Source organism: Deefgea piscis (assembly GCF_019665785.1).
In the GTDB taxonomy this organism is placed as follows: domain Bacteria; phylum Pseudomonadota; class Gammaproteobacteria; order Burkholderiales; family Chitinibacteraceae; genus Deefgea.
The window spans coordinates 3,261,531-3,281,133 of record NZ_CP081149.1; the positions used below are offsets into that span (position 1 = coordinate 3,261,531).

Genomic DNA, 19,603 nt, shown 5'->3' on the forward strand with positions numbered 1-19,603 from the left:
CTGCAATGTCGCCATCTTAAAAGTACCGCCCCAAGTGTGACAGGCTTTGTGCGATTGTTCACAAGCGGTTTGCATCACAGATGCCAAGCCGAAATTCACAAAAAAATCATCATCAAATCAATGCCAAATTAAGTTTCAACACCGCCCGAGAGACTGCATTCGCCTCGCTTAATGATTGGGCTGACGATTTTTATTTTTCCAACCTAATAAAATATAAAGCTTAGGTATTACTATCTAAATCATATTCAATAAAGCATAGCTAGCAATACCTAACGATTCAGCCACGACCAAGCGGGCTTATCTAATTGATGCTGCCCAGCAATCAATGTTTCGCCGCAGTCTTTTTGCAAGATAATCGAGTTGCAATCGACTTCACGCTCCAGCGCTGCGACTAGGCGGCTGGCATGACTCACCACAATCACCTGACTACACCTTGCCGCCGCAGCAATTAAGCGGGCTAAAGCCGGCAATAGATCCGGATGTAAACTGGTTTCTGGCTCATTGAGCACCAATAATTCGGGTGGCCGTGGGCTTAATAAAGCAGCGACCAAGAGTAAATAACGCAAAGTGCCATCAGAAAACTCACTGGCAGACAATGGCCGCAGTAAACCATGCTGCCACATCACAACGCTAAATCGTCCTTGTTGCACCTCAATTTGAATCCGTGCCCCCGGGAAAGCATCATCAATCGCCGCAGCCAGCGTTTCGGGTTCTCCGATTTCAATAATGGTTTGCAAAGCAGCAGCTAAATTGGCGCCATCGTTGGCTAAAATCGGAGTGTAAGTGCCAATTTGCGACTGCCGCGCAGGAGCGCCGGCATCGGTGCGTAAATGATCATAAAAGCGCCAGCGGCGCATCGCTTCGCGTAATTGCAAAACTTCAGGTGCATTGACGGGATCAGCGCACTGCGTAAAGACACTATCGTACGTTGGCACATGCTGATTGAGCACTTGCCAAGTACGGCCATCACGGGTGCGCGCCACAGCGCCACGCCGATCAAGCAGTAGTGTCGCATCGCGCTGTAGTCGCCCCGCCCAAATCAGCTCGCGCTTGATTTCTGGATCAGCTGCAAACAACGATAAGCTCGGCATTGGCAGACCCAAATCAATGGCGTATGAAAAATCATCCCCCGCAAAACCCAGCTTCAACGCCACCGTTGTTTGGCGAATCGCCCCTTGAATCGGCATCTCACCGCGGCGCATCACTGGGCTGATTTGTTCTGGCCCCGCCCATAAAGTCGATGTAAAGCCACCCTCTTGCGCTAAATGCGCAATCAAACGCCCTTCGGCGGCTTCGGCAGTTAAACGCAAAGCGCGGTACAGACTGGATTTGCCGCTGCCATTGGCGCCACTGATCACATTCAGCTGCGCCAGCGGTACGATCAAATCACGTAGCGAGCGATAATTGGCAATGGCCAGCGTATGTAGCATCGAATTTATTCACCCCAAAAAAACCATCATAAAGAGAAATTGCTGGCTCGTACTGTGTTTTTTGCCAAGTGATATTTGGTAGTGGCAGCGCAAAAAAAAAGCCACCCGAAGGTGGCTATTGTAGTGTGCTAAATCGCTTAAATCTTTTTGAACACCAGCGTACCGTTGGTGCCGCCAAAGCCAAATGAATTGGAAATCGCGACTTCAATCTTCATATCACGTGCGGTATTGGCACAATAATCAAGATCACAACCCGATTCAAAATCTTGCTCATGCAAGTTAATCGTCGGTGGAGAAACTTGATGATGTAAGGCCAAGATCGAGTAAATCGCTTCAACGCCACCCGCGCCGCCCAATAAATGGCCAGTCATTGATTTGGTTGAGTTAACAACTAATTTCTTCGCATGATCACCAAATGCAATCTTCAACGCATTAGTTTCATTGGCATCACCCAACGGTGTTGATGTGCCGTGTGCATTCACGTATTGCACTTGATCCGGATTTACACCGGCATCGCGCAATGCATTGGCAACGCCACGTGCAGGTCCTTCAGCGCTTGGTGCGGTGATGTGATGCGCGTCCGAGCTCATACCAAAACCAACCAGTTCAGCATAAATGGTTGCGCCACGCTTTTTAGCGTGCTCGTATTCTTCGAGTACCAAGACCCCAGCGCCTTCACCCATCACGAAACCATCACGGCCTTTATCCCAAGGACGAGATGCAGTTTTTGGATCGTCATTGCGCGTTGAGAGTGCCTTCATTGCGCCAAAGCCACCGATGGCCATTTTGCAAATCGTACCTTCAGCACCACCCGCGACCATCACATCCGCATCGCCGTACTGAATAATCCGCGCCGCATCACCGATGCTATGCGCACCGGTAGTACACGCTGAAACGATGCCATAACTCGGGCCTTGATAGCCTTTCATAATGGAAACGTGGCCAGCGATCATATTGATCAATGAACCAGGAATAAAGAACGGGCCGATTTTACGCGTGCCGCCTTCCAGATAAGCTGCATTGGTTTGTTCAATCAGTTGCAAGCCACCAATACCCGAACCGATATTCACCCCAACGCGGGTTTTATCCAGATCGCTCACATCATCTAAGCCAGCGTCGTTAATCGCTTGCATTGCAGCGGCAATACCGTAATGAATGAAATCATCCATCCGGCGCGCATCTTTCGGGCTCACGTACTGGCTAATATCAAAATCTTTTACTTGGCCGGCGATACGGCAACCCATATCGCTCGGGTCAAAACGGGTGATTAAATCAATACCGGATTGACCAGCAAGCAGGTTGGCCCAGCCAGTGGCAACATCATTGCCAACTGGGGAAACTTGGCCCAAGCCGGTGACAACTACTCTGCGTTTAGACACGGGGTGACTCCGCTTAAAACCGGACTGTGCCGGTTGCGCCATAAACCAATTCAAGAGCGTGTTTTAAAGCTATGCCGCGCCTAGCCTTAAAACACGATCTTAAACACTGCTTCATCGCGCTAAATATGAAAAAACCCCCGCGACGACACTGTAGTGCCGCAGCGGAGGTTGGATGTTCCTTCTTACTTGCTCAAATGAGCGCTGACGTAGTCAACTGCTTGCTGAACAGTAGTGATCTTTTCTGCATCTTCGTCAGGGATTTCGCACTCAAATTCTTCTTCAAGCGCCATAACGAGTTCAACGGTGTCGAGAGAGTCGGCGCCGAGGTCGTTTACGAATGATGAATCAATCTTAACGTCAGTTTCTGGCACGCCCAGTTGCTCAGCAACAATCTTCTTCACGCGCTGTTCGATGTTTTCCATGGATTTATCCCAAGCCTATTAAAAAGCAAATTTCGAAAAAAACGTCCGCATTCTACCAAAAAAATGGTGAAGCAAACAGTTTGGTGATGTTTTATTGCAAAAATACCTGCAATTCACATCGTTAATAAAGACTACAAAAATATGTCAATCTAGCAAAATGCAGTATCGCTGCTATTTTACTCGATTAATTCATAAACATGCCACCATTCACATGAATGGTATTACCCGTAATATAACCAGCTTTATCTGATGCCAAGAATCCAACCGCATCGGCGATGTCTTTTGGATCACCCAAACGTCCCAGTGCAATATTAGCAACTAGGTGGGCTTTTTGCTCATCAGGTAAATTACGGGTCATATCGGTATCAATAAAGCCCGGTGCGACGGCATTCACTGTCACACCACGACTACCGATTTCTTTGGCTAGCGATTTGGTAAAACCAAATAACGCTGCTTTTGCTGCCGAATAATTGGTTTGACCGGCGTTGCCCGTCGCGCCCACTACCGACGCAATATTGATAATCCGTCCCCAACGCGCTTTCATCATACCGCGCATCACGGCTTTAGATAATTTGTAAACTGGCTTCAGATTGGTATCCATAATGGCATCCCATTCTTCATCCTTCATGCGCATCAATAAGTTATCACGCGTAATTCCGGCGTTATTGACCAAAATCGCAATCGGGCCAAATTCTTTTTCAATTTGAGCCACGATGGCTTCACAAGCACCGTCTTCGGTGACTTGCAAACGTAAACCAGAACCTGCGGCACCTGCGGCTTGCAGATAATCGGCAATCGCTGTTGCGCCTGAATCGCTGGTGGCTGTACCAATCACGGTTGCGCCTTGCGCTGCCAACTCTAAAGCAATCGCTTGGCCGATCCCGCGTGAAGCGCCAGTCACTAGCGCAACTTTACCTTGCAAACTCATTCCTCACCCCTAATCTAGGTATACATTGCTAAGGCATAGCCACAAACGTATTGCAGCTTATACCCGTAATAAATCAGCAGATTACACGGCTGATTTTAATTGATCCATACTGGCTACGTCGACTAAAGCAACGCCTTGCAGATCACTCGAAATACGTTTGGTTAAACCAGCAAGCACTTTACCCGGACCACATTCAGCCACCACGGTAACGCCATCGGCGGCCATTTTTTGAATGGTTTCAACCCAACGTACTGGCTGATACAACTGGCGAACTAAAGCATCACGGATCTGCTCGGCATTGTTATACGCGGCAACGTCAGCATTGTGCAAGACAGGCACGATAGGTGTATGAATTTCTACCACAGCCAATTTAGCCGCTAATTTTTCTGCGGCAGGTTTCATCAAATCGCAATGCGATGGCACCGAAACCGACAACAGCATCGCACGCTTCGCACCACGGGCTTTACAGCCTTCGCATGCACGCTCAACCGCGGCTTTACTACCAGCAATGACCACTTGGCCTGGTGAATTAAAATTCACCGCCTGCACCACATCGCCCTGCGCTGCTTCTGCACAAGCCTCAATAATCAATTCATCACTCAAACCAAGCACTGCGGCCATTGCGCCGGTACCCGCAGGAACAGCTTCTTGCATTGCTTCAGCGCGTAAGCGCACTAATTGCAAAGCATCGCCAAAACTTAAGGCTTCAGCAGCCACCAAAGCGGTATATTCACCTAAGCTATGCCCAGCCATGACCGCAGGCATAGCGCCACCTTGCGACTGCCATGCACGCCAAACGGCAACACCAGCGGTCAACATCAATGGCTGCGTATTCACTGTGGCATTGATCGCTTCGAGAGGGCCCTCATTGGCCATTGCCCATAAATCAAAACCGAGCACGCTTGACGCTTCGTCAAATGTGGCTTTCACCACGGCTAAATCAGCCCAACCATTCATCATACCGATTGATTGCGAGCCTTGACCTGGAAACACAAATGCTAATGACATTTCACCACCCCTTTCAAACCATCCAACAGTAAAACGGCGCTTCTAAGCGCCGTTTACAAACCATTAAAATCAATATTTAACCAGCGCCGAGCCCCAAGCAAAGCCACCACCAATCCCTTCCATCAACAAGGTTTGGCCGCGCTGAATCTTGCCGCTGCGTACACCCGCATCCAGCGCCAATGGAATTGATGCTGCCGAAGTGTTGCCGTGCATATCCACCGTCACAATCACATTATCCATCGACATATGTAGGTGCTTGGCCGTTGATTCAATAATGCGAATATTGGCCTGATGTGGCACCAACCAGTCCACATCACTTTTTTGCAAACCGGCTTTGGCCAAAGTGGTTTCAGCGACTTCGGCCAAGGCTTTTACGGCGAATTTAAACACCGCATTGCCTTCCATATACACATAAGGATCGCCAACTAGCTCACCCTGTTTTGGACGCGCATCGGTTTTCAAAATGCCACTATAACGGCCATCTGCATGCAGTTGTGTCGCCAAAATACCAGGCTCTTCTGATGCAGTAAGCACCACAGCACCGGCACCATCACCAAACAAAATACACGTGCCACGATCTTCCCAATTAATGAGATTGGTCACGGTTTCAGCACCAACAACAACTGCACATTTGGCTGCGCCGCTTTTTACAAATTGATCAGCAGTACTTAAGGCATAAATAAACCCTGCACAGACAGCCTGTATATCAAAGGCTGGGAAGCCATGCACCCCAAGTTTGTTTTGCAAAGTACATGCCGTAGACGGAAAAATACTGTCTGGGGTCGTCGTTGCAACGATCAATAAATCGACTTCGCTTTTATCAACGCCCGCCGCTTCAAGCGCACGTTCAACGGCGATCAACGCCAGATCAGAAGTACGTTGATCGTCAGCCGCAATATGCCGCTGACGAATACCGGTACGTGAAACGATCCATTCATCAGTGGTGTCGACACGTTGCGCCAGCTCGGCATTAGTAAGAATTTTTTCTGGCAAATAAGAGCCAGTTCCTGCAATACGGGAATACATGAACACCTCTGAATTTGATCAGGACTCGGCAGCTTCTACCGCAGCGTTAAGATGCAGCAACTCTTGTTGCACCTGCTCTGTAATGCGTTGAATCATGCCGGAGCGCGCTTCCTCAACGGCCTGAGACAAGGCCCAGTAAAACGCAATTTCATCCGCTCCGCCATGGCTTTTTACCACAATGCCACGCAAGCCAAGAAATGACGCACCATTAAAACGACGTGGATCTAAGCGCTTTTTAAAACGATTCATTAATGGTAAGGCCAGTAATGCCACGCAACGGGTCAGAATATTACGAGTAAACTCTTCCTTCAAGAAGGTGGTAATCATTTTGACTAAACCCTCTGAAGTTTTTAATGCCACATTGCCGGTGAACCCATCACACGCCACCACATCCACTGTACCGCGGTAAATATCATCACCTTCGATATTACCTTGGAAATTCAAACGGGTTTTACGCAGCATTTCAGCCGCTTCTTTCACCGCTTCATTGCCTTTGATGTCTTCCGAACCAATATTGAGCAAACCCACTGTGGGAGCATCAACATGCTTGAGCGCCGAAAACATCGCCGAACCCATGATTGCAAATTGCGTGAGCTGCAAAGGCGTTGAATCCACATTCGCACCCAAATCGAGCATCGCCGTTTGCCCCTTCATTGTGGGCATCAGCTTTGCAATCGCGGGTCGATCAATACCTGAGATTGTTTTTAATACAAACCGTGCCGTCGCCATCAATGCGCCGGTATTACCCGCGGACACACACGCATTGGCCTCACCGGACTTCACCAAATTAATGGCAACGCGCATCGAAGAATCTTTTTTATTTTTCATTGCCGATTGCGGAGACTCATCCATCGTCACCACCTCAGTGGCAGGATGAATTCGCAAACGCGGACTCGTTGCAGCATGCTGAGCCGCTAATTCAGCCGCAATCGCATCGGCTAAACCGACTAAAACGATATTGACATCGGGATTGTCTCGCAAAAAGCGCAATGCGGCTGGCACTGTAATGTGCGCGCCGTGATCGCCGCCCATTGCATCTACTGCGACAGTGATATCCATTCAAACACCTAAAATGACGAACGGCGCAAGGGAGTTATTCTCAGAGAGACACTCACTTGCGCCGTAAAGCTAGCCAGCATGGCTAAAAATTAACCCGCTTAGCTAAAACAGCAAGGCGGCGATTATTCGCCCTTAGCTTTGATCACACGACGGCCATTGTAAAAGCCGTTTGGAGAAATGTGGTGCGGGCGATGAACTTCACCAGTTGCAGCATCTACAGACAAAGCTGGTGCTGACAAGAAGTCATGAGCGCGGTGCATGCCACGTTTCGAAGGTGATTTTTTATTTTGCTGAACTGCCATGTGAAATACTCCTAATAACTCAGTTGTTTATTCCGCTTTCCTGGTTTTCAACTGAGCCAGGACTGCAAACGGATTCGGTTTTTTACTCGCCAATTTGGCCAGTGCATCGTCGCCACCACACACATCGTGTACCGGCGCCACTGGTAAAGCGAGTAACAATTCGTCTTCGACCAGTGCTTCAATATCCAGCTCCGGATCGATCAAAATGCCATCAAGGTCCTCATCGATGGCTTCCGCTTCATCGATTTCTTCCTCAGTAGCAAACTGGGTCAACACGGTTTCGTTATGAATTGACCAAGGCATACCCAATAGGCAGCGCTGGCAAATCAGTTGCAAATCACCTTTTACTTCTAAATAAAGCCAAGGGCGTTGCGTACGATCATCTACGCCACTTTCGATATGCCAAGCGATTTCGCCTGATGTATCTGCCAACAGGTCACTCAAACGTGAGAGCTGCGAAAGTGGGATAGAACCTTTAAGTTCTCGACCTTCTTGCGCAAATTCCGCGCTGTGAATCACCGTCATGGAGTTGCCGCGTAGAACTGGAAACCGCGCATGATATAATCTCCGGCTATCCTCTGTCAAAGTATTTTGCGCTTTTAAGCGCGGTGAAATTCATATGCGAACCACTTCTACCTCCTGCGAGTCACGCCAACTGGTTCTGGCGTCTACATCGCTGTATCGAAAAGAACTTTTAGAACGCTTGGGCCTACCGTTTGTCACTGCGGCCCCCAATCTGGATGAATCGCCACTGATCGGTGAGACTGCGGCCCAAACCAGCGAGCGTTTGGCGATTGCCAAAGCCAAGGTACTGGCCGATCAATATCCAAATAGTCTAATTATTGGCTCAGACCAAGTGGCGCTACTTAACGGTGTGCAATTAGGAAAGCCCGGTAATCATGAGCGTGCCGTGGTGCAATTGGGCGCCATGCGTGGGCAAAGCATTGCGTTTCATACTGCGCTCTGCCTTTACAATACGGCAACCGAACAAGTACAAAGCCATGTCGACATCACCACGGTGACCATGCGTGATTACAGCGACGCACAAATCGAAACCTATTTACGCCGTGAGCAGCCTTACAACTGCGCCGGCAGCGCCAAAACCGAAGGTCTTGGGATTGTGATGATCGCCGCGATTGATAGCACTGATCCAGCGGCGATTATTGGTTTGCCTTTAATCGAACTAGTGAGCATGCTCAATCGCGAAGCCTATCCAATTTTGTAATCAAAACCAAACAATAGTGGGTATATTCAACTAGATCATTTAAATAAAGTACTAGCAACATATACCCATCAAAACTGTACTCACTCTTTATTTGGATAAATGACCATGACGGGCATCTTGTATTTAATCCCAGCGCCAATGGGTGGCGATACCATCAACGATATTTTGCCGCTCGACGTGATTGAAACCGCCAAAAAACTGACGCATTTTGTCGTTGAAAATGCCAAAACAACCCGCGCGCATTTAAAAATGTTCGGCACACCCCATGAATTACGTAGCCTGACAATGGCCGAGCTTTCTGAGCATACCAAAGACCATGAAGTCACTGCGCTGTTACAACCGCTACTCGATGGTTTTGATGTGGGCTTAATGTCCGAAGCGGGTTGTCCGGGCGTTGCCGACCCTGGCGCACGTCTAGTACAACTAGCCCATCAACGTGGCATCCAAGTTGTGCCGCTAGTGGGGCCGTCGTCGTTATTGATGGCGTTAATGGCCTCAGGGGCTAATGGGCAGAAATTTCGCTTTAACGGTTACCTGCCTTCTGATGCAACGGGACGCGTGCAAGCGATTCGGCAGCTTGAAGCCAGCTCAAGCAAAGAAAATCAAGCTGAATTATTTATTGAAACCCCATATCGCAATGGCGCGCTGTTTCAAGCCTTACGCGACAATCTCAAAGCCACTACACGGTTAACCGTGGCTTGCGATATTAGTTTGCCAAGCCAAGAAATCTTGACGCTAGAAATAGGTCAATGGAAGAAAAAACCTGAGCCACAAATCCATAAACGGCCAACGGTTTTTATCATCCAAGCGTAAAATCACCGCATCGATCAACCCACAACAGCGCGGCTGCCCGCCGCGATCGATGCGCGTCATTCTCATTACTCATCGCGATTAATGCGCTTGTGTCACGCCTTGCAACGCCGAATTATAAAACAAGGCGGTATTTCGACCGGCAGCCTTGGCTTGATACATGGCGACATCAGCGTGTTTAAGTAAATCATCAATTGAGATTTGCTCTGCCAAAAATAAAGCCACACCAATACTGGGCGTACTCACATGGGTATGCCCAGATAAATCATAGGGCAGGCGCAAGCATTCCAAAATTTTATTGGCGACTGTTTTTGCTTGCTCGATTGCTTGTTCTGCTTGCTCGCTTAATGTTTCAAGCAAAACCACAAACTCATCACCGCCCAAACGCGCCACGCTGTCGTTTTCTCTCACACAAGACTGCAAGCGTGCTGACACCTGTTGCAGCAATAAATCGCCCATATGATGACCATAATGGTCATTCAAATGTTTAAAGTGATCGAGATCGAGAAACATCACCGCGCCATGTAAACCACTGCGGGCTGAGGTCAGCATGGCTTTTTTGATTCGATCCATTAATAAACGTCGATTCGGCAAGCCGGTTAAAGCATCAAAAAAAGCCAAACGATAGATTTCTTCTCGGCGCTGATGATCCAAAGTATTGTCGCTCACTAAACCAATAAAAATGGGCTGTCCGGCTCGTAAAATTTTGGACACCGATAAGCGCATCGGAAATAAACTGCCATCTTTACGTAAGCCCTCTACTTCACGCGGCACACCGACAATATTGGTATTGCCTGTTGCTTGATGGCGCAATAAATAGCCATCATGCTGGCCGGCAATCGGCTCAGGCATCAACATCGAAACATTTTTAAACAACACTTCTTCAGGCGAATAGCCAAAAATACGGCTCGCCGCCGAGTTAAAACTTTCAATTCGCCCAGTAATATCGATCGTAATCACCCCATCGGCCATATTGTCGAGAATCGTCTGCGTGTGCTGCACCGATTCTTGCAAAATCATTTTGTCTTGCGCCAATTGATTTTCGGTTAACTCATGCTCAATTACCAAACCCACCAAATACGCACCACGCTTAATCGCTTGTAACTCCTTACTCGAAGGCGAACACGGGTAGCGATGATAATTAGCAAAAGTACCGAGAACACGGCCTTTGGTCGACAAAATTGGAATAGACCAACACGAACGTAAATCATGCGACAAGGCCAAATCAGCAAAATTACGCCACAAAGGATCGCTGGCAATATCGGCCACAATGGTGTCTTGCCCGGTATACGCCGCAGTGCCGCAAGAGCCAATATTTGGGCCAATCGCCACACCATGAATCGCCTGGCAATAGGCCTCGGGCAAACTCGGGGCAATGGTATGCAATAAATGCTCACCCTGATCATCTAGCAATAAAATAGAGCACAAAACGCCGGGAAAATTCGACTCAAAACTATGCACAAATTGCGTTAATAACTGCATAAAAGGCACGTCAGCAGCCTGCATTTCCAATAGCTTTAATTCGGTATCAATTTGCAGTTGAAATTGCTTTTGCTCGGAAATATCTAAAATCGAGCCGACAATATATAAAGGCTGCCCCGCATCATCAGTAATGGTTTTTTGAATAACATAATCAGTTTGATAACGACCCAACTGGCTATTCCAGCGTGTTTCTTCATGCGTGGCTATTTTTTCATTCGCTTGTACGAACGGTGTTGGCGACACCAGTGGCCTGCGTGTCTCATTCACGCCAAGTTCAATCACTTTTAGCGGCACCACCGCTTCAGTGCTCGCATTTTGATACGCGGTATTGCTCAAAATAATTTGGCCGTGCGCATTTTTAACAAAGCATTGCAGCGGCAACGCATCCAAAAATTCGCGAAAAAAATCAAAATCATCGGGACTTAACTGGTTTAAGGCCATTTCAATCATCTACCTAGCAATAAAATCTAACACGCCATCGCTTCAACCAAGGGTCATCCTCAGTTGCAATGGCGTAGGCCTCAAAATGTAATGCACAAACAAGCTCGAAAAGCATCGCTCTAATTTTCACCATGCTTTCATAAAAAAACAATAGCTGTAAAACAAATACTAGATACATTCAAATAAAGATGAAAGTAACAAAACAAATTATGAAGTGTGCATTAAGCGAAAACTAACCGTCTGCCCCCAAAAAGTAAACATTACACTACGCGTTTTGAGTCAGCTGTCGATATAAAACACAGATTGTGTCTTTATTGAGGAGATTCACTATGTCCATCAGCGTCTCTAGTCTGAGCAGCATCCCGCCGCCAACTAACCGCCCACAGTTGCCGCAAAACAACGGCGCTCGCAATGAATCGAATTCAGAAAACGCACAAGAAACGGTGAGTCTAAGCACCAGTGGCAATGAGTCACTCACCTATAGCAAGCCACGCGCACTTCCCGAAAATTTATCGGCCATGCTCGAAGAATCAAATCGTAAAGTTGATGAGTTAATGAGCTTGATTCGGCCACTCATTGAAGGCCAAGGTTTGAATTTAGCCAAAGTCGCTCGTGGCGAACAAACGCTGACTGTCGATCAAGCCACCATTGATAAAGCCAAAGCAGATCTAGGTGAAGACGGTGAATTTGGCGTCAAAAAAGTCGCCGAGCGCATTTTAAGCTTTGCCAAATTTGCGATGGGCGACGACCCAGCCAAATTGCAAAAAATCCGTGATGCGGTTGAATTGGGCTTCACCCAAGCCAAAGCCATGTTAGGCGGCAGCTTACCGGACATCAGCCAGCAAACCCACGACACCATCATGGCTGAATTTGATCGCTGGCAACAAGAAGGCATTCCGAGTGGCGCAACCGTTAGCCTTGGGGCTAAACCAGCTCAAGCTTAAGTTGTGTTCAGACTACGGCGATTGCCTGAATCAAAACATAAAAAAACGGCGCAATGCGCCGTTATTTTTTTATAACCGCAGTTTAATGCTGCACTTTTTTACGCTTGCGGCTCAGCCATTGCACAAAATCATCAACAAAAGTAAACACCACCGGGATCACCAATAAACTCAAAAAGGTCGAGGTAATTAAGCCGCCAATGACGGCAATCGCCATCGGGGCACGAAAACTCGAATCCACACCCCAACCCATTGCAATTGGCAACATCCCCGCGCCCATCGCTATGGTCGTCATCACAATCGGCCGCGCGCGTTTGCGCCCAGCATCCATCAAGGCATCAAAGCGCGCCATCCCTTCTCGACGAGCAACAATGGCGTATTCAACTAATAAAATCGAATTTTTAGTCGCGACCCCCATTAGCATAATCAAGCCAATTAAGGTCGGCATCGAGAACGAACTATTGGTCAGCAATAACGCCACAAAAGCACCGCCAATCGATAAGGGCAGCGCCGCTAAAATCGTCACTGGCTGCATAAAATCACGGAACAACAGCACCAGCACCATATAAATACACAACACCCCAGTGAGCATCGCCAAACCAAAGCTGGCAAACAGTTTTTTCATTTCTTCTGCATCACCAAACACCGCTCGGGTGACCCCTGCTGGTAGGTTTTTTAAGCTTGGTAATTGATCGGCCTCAGCACTGGCCTCACCTAAAGTTCGGCCATTGAGCTCAACGTCAAAAATCACATTGCGCGCTCTATCGTAGCGGCTAATCACACTTGGTCCGCTGCCAATCTCAACCGTCGCCACCTGCCCGAGCATCACGTCTCCCTGCGTTGACGGCACACGCAAACGCTTGATTTGCTCAAGATCACTGCGAAATGAATCGGGTAAACGCACCACAATCGGAATTTGTCGCTCAGGGAGATTGAGCTTGGCCAAGGCGGTATCAAAGTCGCCCACTGTTGCTACACGAATCGTATCGGCAATCGCCAACGCGGTGACGCCCATCTCGGCAGCTTTACTCATATCAGGACGAATAATCAATTCAGGCCGTACCAAACTGGCGCTCGATGTAACCGCACCAATGCCGTTTAAAGTACGTAAGTCTTGTTCCACCGCTTTGGCAGCCACGGCTAAAGCTTCGGGATCATCCGACTTAATAATCATTTGCAGCTTTTCACCATTTTGCCCTAAGCCTACCGTCACTCTCGCCCCAGGAATCACTTGTAATAAGCCGCGTAATTCTTGCTCAATTTGTGTTTTTTTCGCGCGCTCAGAGCGTGAAACTAAAGTCAGCGTTAAGCTGGCTTTATTCACACCGCTACTGCCACCAGCAAAAGGATCAGACCCCGCTTTACCATCGCCCACTGCGGTATAAATGCGAGTGATAAACGGCAATGGGGCTAATATTTTTCGCGCTTGATCGGCAGCTAAATAAGTGTCGTTCAAGGTGGCGCCGGGCGGTAACTCGATTTTGACCAAGGTTTGCGAGCGATCGTCAGCCGGAACAAAACCCGTTGGCAATAATGGCACCAAAGCTAATGACGCAATAAAAAACACGATCGAGCAAATCGCGGTGATTTTACGATGCTGCAAGCACCACGCCGCGCAGCGCAGATACGCCAGCTTTAAACGCCCTTCTTGCTCAGCATGCGGCATCGGTTTAAGCAAATACGCCGCCATCATTGGCGTGAGTAAACGCGCTACGACTAAAGACGCCATCACCGCTAGCGCAGCAGTCCAGCCAAAGGGTTTAAAAAACTTCCCCGGAATACCACTCATAAACGCCGTTGGTAAAAACACCGCCACCAAAGCAAACGTGGTGGCGACCACCGCTAGGCCAATTTCATCGGCCGCTTCCATGGCAGCTTGATACGGCGATTTACCCATGCGCAAATGGCGCACGATGTTTTCAATTTCAACAATCGCATCGTCGACCAAAATCCCCACCACCAAGGCCAGCGACAATAAGGTCACGGTATTGAGGGTAAAACCAAATAAATACATGCCAATAAACGTCGGCAAAATAGATAAGGGCAAAGCAGCGGCAGAAACTAAAGTCGCGCGCCAATCGCGCAAAAAGAACCATACGACGATCACGGCCAACAAAGCGCCTTCGTACAATAAGCCCATCGAGCCATCAAACTCATCCTGTACTGGCGCAGCCATATCATAAGCGGGATTGACTACCAGAGCCGGATGCTCAAGCTGTAATTGCGCGAGGGCTTTTTTAACTGCTGCAGCCACTTCGGTCTCACTGGCGCCGCGTGCACGGGTGATTTCAAAGCCGACCACAGGCTGGCCATCGAGCTGGGCGATAGAACGACGCTCGGCAATGGTATCGTGAATGCTAGCGATTTGATCGAGGCGAATCCGGCGCCCATCCGGTAAAGACAACTCCGTTTGTGCTAATTCGGCCGCCGTTGTGGCCGCAATAATGGTGCGTAATGCTTGCTCTGAGCCGCCCAAATCGGCGCGCCCACCAGAGGCATCTTTTTGTGTTCGCGCCAATTGCCGTGAAATATCGCTACTGCTCACACCCAGCGCGGCCATGCGCGCCGGATCGAGCTCAATTTGCACTTGCCGCGTGACCCCGCCAACGCGAGAAACCTTACCCACACCAGGAATCGCTCGAATCACCCGCGTAATTTTATTGTCGACCAACCAAGACAGCTGCTCTTCATCGAGCTGCGGATCGGCAACGGTATACACCAAAAATGGCACACCAGAAAATTCAACTTTGCCAATAATCGGATCTTTTAAATCAGCAGGTAAATCACTGCGCACATTGGAAACCGCATCCCGCACATCGTCAACGGCCTCATTAATTGGTTTTTCCAGCTCAAACTCGACGGTCATTCCGACCACGCCATCGCTGATATTACTGTAAACGTGTTTCACGCCTTGCAAGGCCGAGACTGAATTTTCTAGCTTTCGCGCCACCTCGGTTTCCAGCTGCGCGGGAGCTGCACCTTCCAACACCGCAGTCACCGTCACCATCGGCAATTCGATATCTGGAAAGTCTTGCACCTTCATTTGGCTAAACGACCACAAACCGCCTAAAGAGAGCAGCACAAAAAGCATAATGGCCGGTATCGGATTTTTAATCGACCAAGCAGAAAAATTCATTGTGCATCCCTGGGTATATCAACAAAACGCTTTAAAGTTAATGCCTACAAGCCAATACCTAATAGACAAAACGCAATACAAACTGGCGTTACACTGCCATTCGATCAAGACGGTCCTACTGGCTTGGCTTACTTAACGACCTGCACCACATCACCATCGGCTAAAAAGCCAGCACCGCTAGCCACGACTGAAGTGTTCGGAGCCAAGCCTTCTACTTCCATCATGCCGTCCGCTTGACGGCCTAATTTCACGCGCACTTGCTTCACTTTATGATCGGCTTGCAACACAAACACATTGGCAAAACCATCACGTAATAAGATTGCGCTACCCGGTAGCGCTAAGGCTCGGGTTTTGCCTATTGCAATCTGGCCTTTAGCAAACATGCCCGGTTTGGCTTCAGCCAAAGGATCAGCCGCTGTTTTTAGATCGACATACACCAACACATTGCGGGTTTTCATATCAATCGTTGGCGCAATATTTCGCACCGTACCTTGCACCGTGTTGCCTGTTGGTAGCAGTAAAGACACCGTTTGCCCGGCTTTAATGCGATTGCTTTCAGCAGCCGTCACCTCCGCCTGCCATTCCAAGCGGCCTTGCCGTACTAAACGAAACAACTCTTGTCCTGGCTGGCTCACCGCTCCCAAGCTAGCGCTGCGTGCCGAGATCACCCCTTCATCGGGTGCCACAATACGCGTTTGGCTCAAGCGTACTTGCGCACTGGCCACTTGCGCTTTTGCCGATTTCACTCGCGCTTTGGCCATCATTTCTTTGGTAAAAGCTTCGGTTTTTTGTTGTTCTGACATGGCACCGGTATTGCCCAGTTGCCGCACCCGATTGGCATTTTGCTGGGCTTCGCCTAAAGCGGCCTCGGTTTCGGCCAGCGCCGCTTTGGCTTGGGCAACTTCGGCCTGAATCGTCGCATCATTGTATCGAGCGAGTACTTGGCCTTTTTTAACTTGATCACCAATGGCGGCATTGAGCTGAGTTAAGCGTAAGCCGCCAATTTCAGTACCAATCGATGATTCTTGCCATGGCAAAACATTGCCATTGGCGGCAATCGTTTGTGCCCACTCAATCGATTTGGGTTGAATCATACGCACCGTCAATACCGGTTTACTACCCACGGTTTTTTTGTCGACTGAATCGGCACGCACCATCGCGGCGGTCAAACTCAAACCCGCGAGCAGCACAAACACGCTGATACTCAATACCATGCTACGCCGCACTGGGAATCGCTTGAATAAATCCTTCATTACCCTACTCCGGTATATGTTCATACTCTTTATATAAAATGAATTAGCAAGCAATACCCTACTTAGTGATAGTTGCTTCGCGTAGGCCATCGACTGGCCATTGACCACCGACCGCTTTGTAGAGCGCAATCCATAAGGACAATTGATCACGCTGCAAGGCCATTTGCTTCACTTGCGAGCCCAGCAAAAAACGCCGCGAGACTTCTAAGTCCAATAAGCTGGCACTACCCGCTTGCCACATGGCGTTGCTGGCGTCTTGCTGCTGCTGATACCCCGCCACCGATCGCTGCATGGCGGCGATGCGACGTTGATTACCATCCAGTTGTAACAAAGTTTGCTCAACTTCACGGACCGCAAATCGCACCTTTTGCTGATATGCTGCCAGTGCCTGATCGTAGCGTGCCACCGCAGCTTCTTCTTCAGACTTTAAGCGGCCAGCATTAAATATGGGCAGTTTCAATGTGGGGCCAAACGACCAAGCATTGCCATTGATCGACAGGCTGCCAACGTCTTGCTGACCCAAGCTAATCACACCGAACAAACTCAGCGATGGTAATTGCGCTACTTTACTAATTCCGACTTCGGCGGCCGCCATATTGACGTTTTCAGCGGCAACGCGAATATCGTAGCGTTGCGTAATGACATTGGCTGGCAAAGCATTGATCGCAAAACCCACCGGCTGCGGCAAACGCGGCGCACCTTGCTCAAGTTGCGCGTTCACTTGCTGGGCTGACCAACCGGTTAAAGCCACTAAGGCTTGCTTGGCCATGCCAATGCCTTCTTGCGTTTCAACCCATTGCGCTAAGGCATCAGCGCTACTGGCATCAAGCAAAGCCACGTCCACTGGACTGGCAAGCCCGACTTGTTCTTTTTCCTGCGTCAATTTCAAGCTGTGATTTCGCGATTTTAAATCCTGCGCCACAATCTCAGCCAAAGCTTGATAGGCGCGTAATGCCACATAGGCATTGGCCACTTCGGCCGCTACGGTCGCTCGCGCATCTTGCCATTCGATGGTTTTGGCCGATAAATTGGCCAGTAGATTTTTTTCAGCGGTGCGCACGCCACCCCATAGATCGATCTCCCAACTGGCATCGAGGCCAACGCTACCCGCATTGATGGGCTGCGCAGGCGTAAGCATCGTGTTGTTACTGCGCGAGCCGCTGGCCGTTGCGCCGACGGTGGGCCATAAATAGGCTTTAGTCGCGTAGGCCTTGGCGCGTGCTTCACGAATCCGCGCTTCGGCTAATTCTAAAGTGGGGTTCGCTTGTTGCGCAGCATTGAGTAAGGTATTGAGGACCGGATCTTGCCAAGATTGCCACCACACTTGCTGCTCAGCGAGATGGTTGGTGGGCAATGGCGTCTGCCAAGCGCTTTCTTTGGGCGCAAGCTGCGCAGACTCAGGCTGCGGTAAGGTAACGGCACAACCACCAACGGTGCCAAGCAAGCCCAGCAAAAGCAAATTTAAACAGTGACGCATACAGGCGGCAGTTCCCTAATTCAGTAGCAGTGCATTTCAACGACAAATACAAGCAGCACGAAGGTGAAATTCATTGAGGCCAAGCGAAGAAATGCTAAACTGACCGAACGGTTCGGTCAATGACCAATGAATATTTATTTTGGGTATCGATATGCCAAGTAACAATCCGCTTAACCCAGCCAAACGTCAGCAAATCCTTGACGGCGCTCGGCGCATCTTTATTGAATCGGGTTTTGCCAGCAGCAGCGTAGAAAAAATCGCCAAAGCGGCCGGCGTAGCCAAAGGCACGATTTATAATTATTTCGACAGCAAAGAAGCGCTATTTGTTGCCTTAATTGCTGGCGAGTGCGGCGGCGAAACGCAATTACCGACGCTGGCCCAATTATTGAATACACCAATTGAAGCGGTATTAAACCGCTTTGCACATCAATGGCTGAGTAGTTTATTACAAGAAGAGCAAGCGGCATTGTTTCGGATTGTATTGGCAGAAGTGATGCAGTTCCCTGCACTCGGGCAATTAATCGAGTCATCAGGGCCAGCGCAGGTCGTGCAAAGGTTGAGTGAGTATTTGGCACAATTAAATCAAGATGAAATACTACAGATCGATGATGCCAGATTGGCTGCTGAACAATTACTGGCGCTCAGCGATGCCGGCATCATTCGTCAAATGCAACTCTCGGTGAGCAACCCCAGTTCCAGCCAGATCGAGCTGCATGTGAATAGTGCTGTGAGCGTTTTTTTACGTGCTTATCGTCGCACAGTCTAAGCAGCGGCTAAGCGCTGCATCAGTTGTTCGGCATTGGGATCATCCACCAGTACCAACCTGACTTTATTAAATGCCGTGGCGGCTTCTTCCGGATATTTTCCATACGACACGACGCTGGCATGCCGCCATCCTGCAGCAGTTAAAACCTGCTTGGCAAATTTACTGCCCTCGATGCTGCCACCACCCAATTGCAATAAGGCTTGTTCAATCAACACGTGCGGGAATGGATTACGCGATAAGGTATTAAAATGCGTCGGGAATACTTCATCAAATGGCATGATTAGCTCGCTCAAGCAAATTAAGAATGCATTGCTTGATGCACCCACTGCATCGGCTAAAGCATTCTCTTCTTTCATTTTTTTAGTGTTTTGCTTAGGAAATAGCAAGAAATCACTGACAAATAAAGAAGCTAAGTGGCCATCATCACCAGCCAAATAGCCCACACTTTCGACTTAGGGTATCGGCAGCCCAGCAGACTTACGACTATTGGCATCGCAATTTGCGCCCACACTGGCCAG

18 protein-coding genes are annotated in these 19,603 nt (G+C 49.0%); 4 read left to right on the plus strand and 14 right to left on the minus strand.

Translation table 11 applies throughout. The features are described from left to right. Positions 1 to 269: 269 nt before the first annotated feature. From K4H25_RS15165 to K4H25_RS15205, 9 genes are all read right to left on the minus strand, one after another. Positions 270 to 1,430: an AAA family ATPase gene (locus K4H25_RS15165; RefSeq protein WP_221021240.1), complete on the minus strand. Its 1,161-nt coding sequence runs from the start codon at positions 1,428 to 1,430 to the stop codon at positions 270 to 272. A 137-nt stretch (positions 1,431 to 1,567) separates the two neighbouring features. Then, positions 1,568 to 2,809, minus strand: coding sequence for a beta-ketoacyl-ACP synthase II (gene fabF, locus K4H25_RS15170; protein WP_221021241.1), 1,242 nt, complete (start codon positions 2,807 to 2,809; stop codon positions 1,568 to 1,570). Positions 2,810 to 2,991: 182 nt separating this feature from the next. Next, positions 2,992 to 3,231 carry an acyl carrier protein gene (gene acpP / locus K4H25_RS15175; RefSeq protein ID WP_173532304.1) on the minus strand — a complete coding sequence of 80 codons (240 nt, stop codon included), beginning with the start codon at positions 3,229 to 3,231 and terminating at the stop codon, positions 2,992 to 2,994. 184 nt (positions 3,232 to 3,415) lie between these two features. Beyond that, positions 3,416 to 4,159, minus strand: coding sequence for a 3-oxoacyl-ACP reductase FabG (gene fabG / locus K4H25_RS15180; RefSeq protein ID WP_173532305.1), 744 nt, complete (start codon positions 4,157 to 4,159; stop codon positions 3,416 to 3,418). Positions 4,160 to 4,240: 81 nt separating this feature from the next. Continuing rightward, on the minus strand, positions 4,241 to 5,167 hold the full coding sequence (gene fabD / locus K4H25_RS15185) for an ACP S-malonyltransferase (protein WP_221021242.1): 927 nt from the start codon (positions 5,165 to 5,167) through the stop codon (positions 4,241 to 4,243). Between the two features lie 69 nt (positions 5,168 to 5,236). Further along, positions 5,237 to 6,193 carry a beta-ketoacyl-ACP synthase III gene (locus K4H25_RS15190; RefSeq protein ID WP_221021243.1) on the minus strand — a complete coding sequence of 319 codons (957 nt, stop codon included), beginning with the start codon at positions 6,191 to 6,193 and terminating at the stop codon, positions 5,237 to 5,239. A gap of 18 nt (positions 6,194 to 6,211) precedes the next feature. After that, positions 6,212 to 7,252 (minus strand): phosphate acyltransferase PlsX, encoded by a 1,041-nt coding sequence (gene plsX / locus K4H25_RS15195; protein ID WP_221021244.1) that lies wholly within the window; start codon positions 7,250 to 7,252, stop codon positions 6,212 to 6,214. 122 nt (positions 7,253 to 7,374) lie between these two features. Beyond that, a complete protein-coding gene (rpmF, locus tag K4H25_RS15200; RefSeq protein ID WP_173532309.1) occupies positions 7,375 to 7,554 on the minus strand; it encodes a 50S ribosomal protein L32 in 180 nt (59 codons plus the stop codon). Positions 7,555 to 7,581: 27 nt separating this feature from the next. After that, positions 7,582 to 8,079: a YceD family protein gene (locus K4H25_RS15205; RefSeq protein ID WP_221021245.1), complete on the minus strand. Its 498-nt coding sequence runs from the start codon at positions 8,077 to 8,079 to the stop codon at positions 7,582 to 7,584. Positions 8,080 to 8,173: 94 nt separating this feature from the next. Between K4H25_RS15205 and K4H25_RS15210 the strand changes: the two genes are divergently transcribed. After that, positions 8,174 to 8,779, plus strand: a complete 606-nt coding sequence (locus tag K4H25_RS15210) for a Maf family protein (RefSeq protein WP_221021246.1) — start codon at positions 8,174 to 8,176, stop codon at positions 8,777 to 8,779. Between the two features lie 105 nt (positions 8,780 to 8,884). Continuing rightward, the gene (locus K4H25_RS15215; RefSeq protein WP_221021247.1) at positions 8,885 to 9,592 is read left to right on the plus strand and encodes an SAM-dependent methyltransferase; all 708 of its coding nucleotides are present in this window, start codon (positions 8,885 to 8,887) and stop codon (positions 9,590 to 9,592) included. A 78-nt stretch (positions 9,593 to 9,670) separates the two neighbouring features. Here K4H25_RS15215 and K4H25_RS15220 read toward each other — a convergent pair whose 3' ends face one another. After that, positions 9,671 to 11,512, minus strand: a complete 1,842-nt coding sequence (locus K4H25_RS15220) for a diguanylate cyclase domain-containing protein (RefSeq protein WP_221021248.1) — start codon at positions 11,510 to 11,512, stop codon at positions 9,671 to 9,673. Positions 11,513 to 11,841: 329 nt separating this feature from the next. On the opposite strand from K4H25_RS15220, the gene K4H25_RS15225 reads away from it, so the two are divergent. After that, on the plus strand, positions 11,842 to 12,456 hold the full coding sequence (locus K4H25_RS15225; protein WP_221021249.1) for a hypothetical protein: 615 nt from the start codon (positions 11,842 to 11,844) through the stop codon (positions 12,454 to 12,456). Positions 12,457 to 12,538: 82 nt separating this feature from the next. On the opposite strand, the gene K4H25_RS15230 is transcribed toward K4H25_RS15225, so the two are convergent. From K4H25_RS15230 to K4H25_RS15240, 3 genes are all read right to left on the minus strand, one after another. Next, positions 12,539 to 15,589 carry an efflux RND transporter permease subunit gene (locus K4H25_RS15230; protein WP_221021250.1) on the minus strand — a complete coding sequence of 1,017 codons (3,051 nt, stop codon included), beginning with the start codon at positions 15,587 to 15,589 and terminating at the stop codon, positions 12,539 to 12,541. A gap of 128 nt (positions 15,590 to 15,717) precedes the next feature. After that, positions 15,718 to 16,842: an efflux RND transporter periplasmic adaptor subunit gene (locus K4H25_RS15235; protein ID WP_221021251.1), complete on the minus strand. Its 1,125-nt coding sequence runs from the start codon at positions 16,840 to 16,842 to the stop codon at positions 15,718 to 15,720. A gap of 58 nt (positions 16,843 to 16,900) precedes the next feature. Continuing rightward, positions 16,901 to 18,319, minus strand: a complete 1,419-nt coding sequence (locus tag K4H25_RS15240) for an efflux transporter outer membrane subunit (protein ID WP_221021252.1) — start codon at positions 18,317 to 18,319, stop codon at positions 16,901 to 16,903. 151 nt (positions 18,320 to 18,470) lie between these two features. Here K4H25_RS15240 and K4H25_RS15245 point away from each other — a divergent pair, with 151 nt between their 5' ends. Further along, positions 18,471 to 19,085, plus strand: a complete 615-nt coding sequence (locus tag K4H25_RS15245) for a TetR/AcrR family transcriptional regulator (RefSeq protein WP_221021253.1) — start codon at positions 18,471 to 18,473, stop codon at positions 19,083 to 19,085. Here the strand turns inward: K4H25_RS15245 and K4H25_RS17015 are convergent. Further along, positions 19,082 to 19,528, minus strand: coding sequence for a hypothetical protein (locus K4H25_RS17015; protein WP_255587755.1), 447 nt, complete (start codon positions 19,526 to 19,528; stop codon positions 19,082 to 19,084). The two genes, K4H25_RS15245 and K4H25_RS17015, sit on opposite strands and share 4 nt — an antisense overlap. Positions 19,529 to 19,603 lie beyond the last annotated feature (75 nt).

Coding starts and splice junctions, on each gene's coding strand:
- K4H25_RS15165 (WP_221021240.1), bottom strand. CDS start 1,430: ATGCTACATACGCTGGCCATTGCCAATTATCGCTCGCTACGTGATTTG.
- acpP (WP_173532304.1), bottom strand. CDS start 3,231: ATGGAAAACATCGAACAGCGCGTGAAGAAGATTGTTGCTGAGCAACTG.
- fabG (WP_173532305.1), bottom strand. CDS start 4,159: ATGAGTTTGCAAGGTAAAGTTGCGCTAGTGACTGGCGCTTCACGCGGG.
- fabD (WP_221021242.1), bottom strand. CDS start 5,167: ATGTCATTAGCATTTGTGTTTCCAGGTCAAGGCTCGCAATCAATCGGT.
- K4H25_RS15190 (WP_221021243.1), bottom strand. CDS start 6,193: ATGTATTCCCGTATTGCAGGAACTGGCTCTTATTTGCCAGAAAAAATT.
- plsX (WP_221021244.1), bottom strand. CDS start 7,252: ATGGATATCACTGTCGCAGTAGATGCAATGGGCGGCGATCACGGCGCG.
- rpmF (WP_173532309.1), bottom strand. CDS start 7,554: ATGGCAGTTCAGCAAAATAAAAAATCACCTTCGAAACGTGGCATGCAC.
- K4H25_RS15205 (WP_221021245.1), bottom strand. CDS start 8,079: ATGACGGTGATTCACAGCGCGGAATTTGCGCAAGAAGGTCGAGAACTT.
- K4H25_RS15210 (WP_221021246.1), top strand. CDS start 8,174: ATGCGAACCACTTCTACCTCCTGCGAGTCACGCCAACTGGTTCTGGCG.
- K4H25_RS15215 (WP_221021247.1), top strand. CDS start 8,885: ATGACGGGCATCTTGTATTTAATCCCAGCGCCAATGGGTGGCGATACC.
- K4H25_RS15220 (WP_221021248.1), bottom strand. CDS start 11,512: ATGGCCTTAAACCAGTTAAGTCCCGATGATTTTGATTTTTTTCGCGAA.
- K4H25_RS15225 (WP_221021249.1), top strand. CDS start 11,842: ATGTCCATCAGCGTCTCTAGTCTGAGCAGCATCCCGCCGCCAACTAAC.
- K4H25_RS15230 (WP_221021250.1), bottom strand. CDS start 15,589: ATGAATTTTTCTGCTTGGTCGATTAAAAATCCGATACCGGCCATTATG.
- K4H25_RS15235 (WP_221021251.1), bottom strand. CDS start 16,842: ATGAAGGATTTATTCAAGCGATTCCCAGTGCGGCGTAGCATGGTATTG.
- K4H25_RS15240 (WP_221021252.1), bottom strand. CDS start 18,319: ATGCGTCACTGTTTAAATTTGCTTTTGCTGGGCTTGCTTGGCACCGTT.
- K4H25_RS15245 (WP_221021253.1), top strand. CDS start 18,471: ATGCCAAGTAACAATCCGCTTAACCCAGCCAAACGTCAGCAAATCCTT.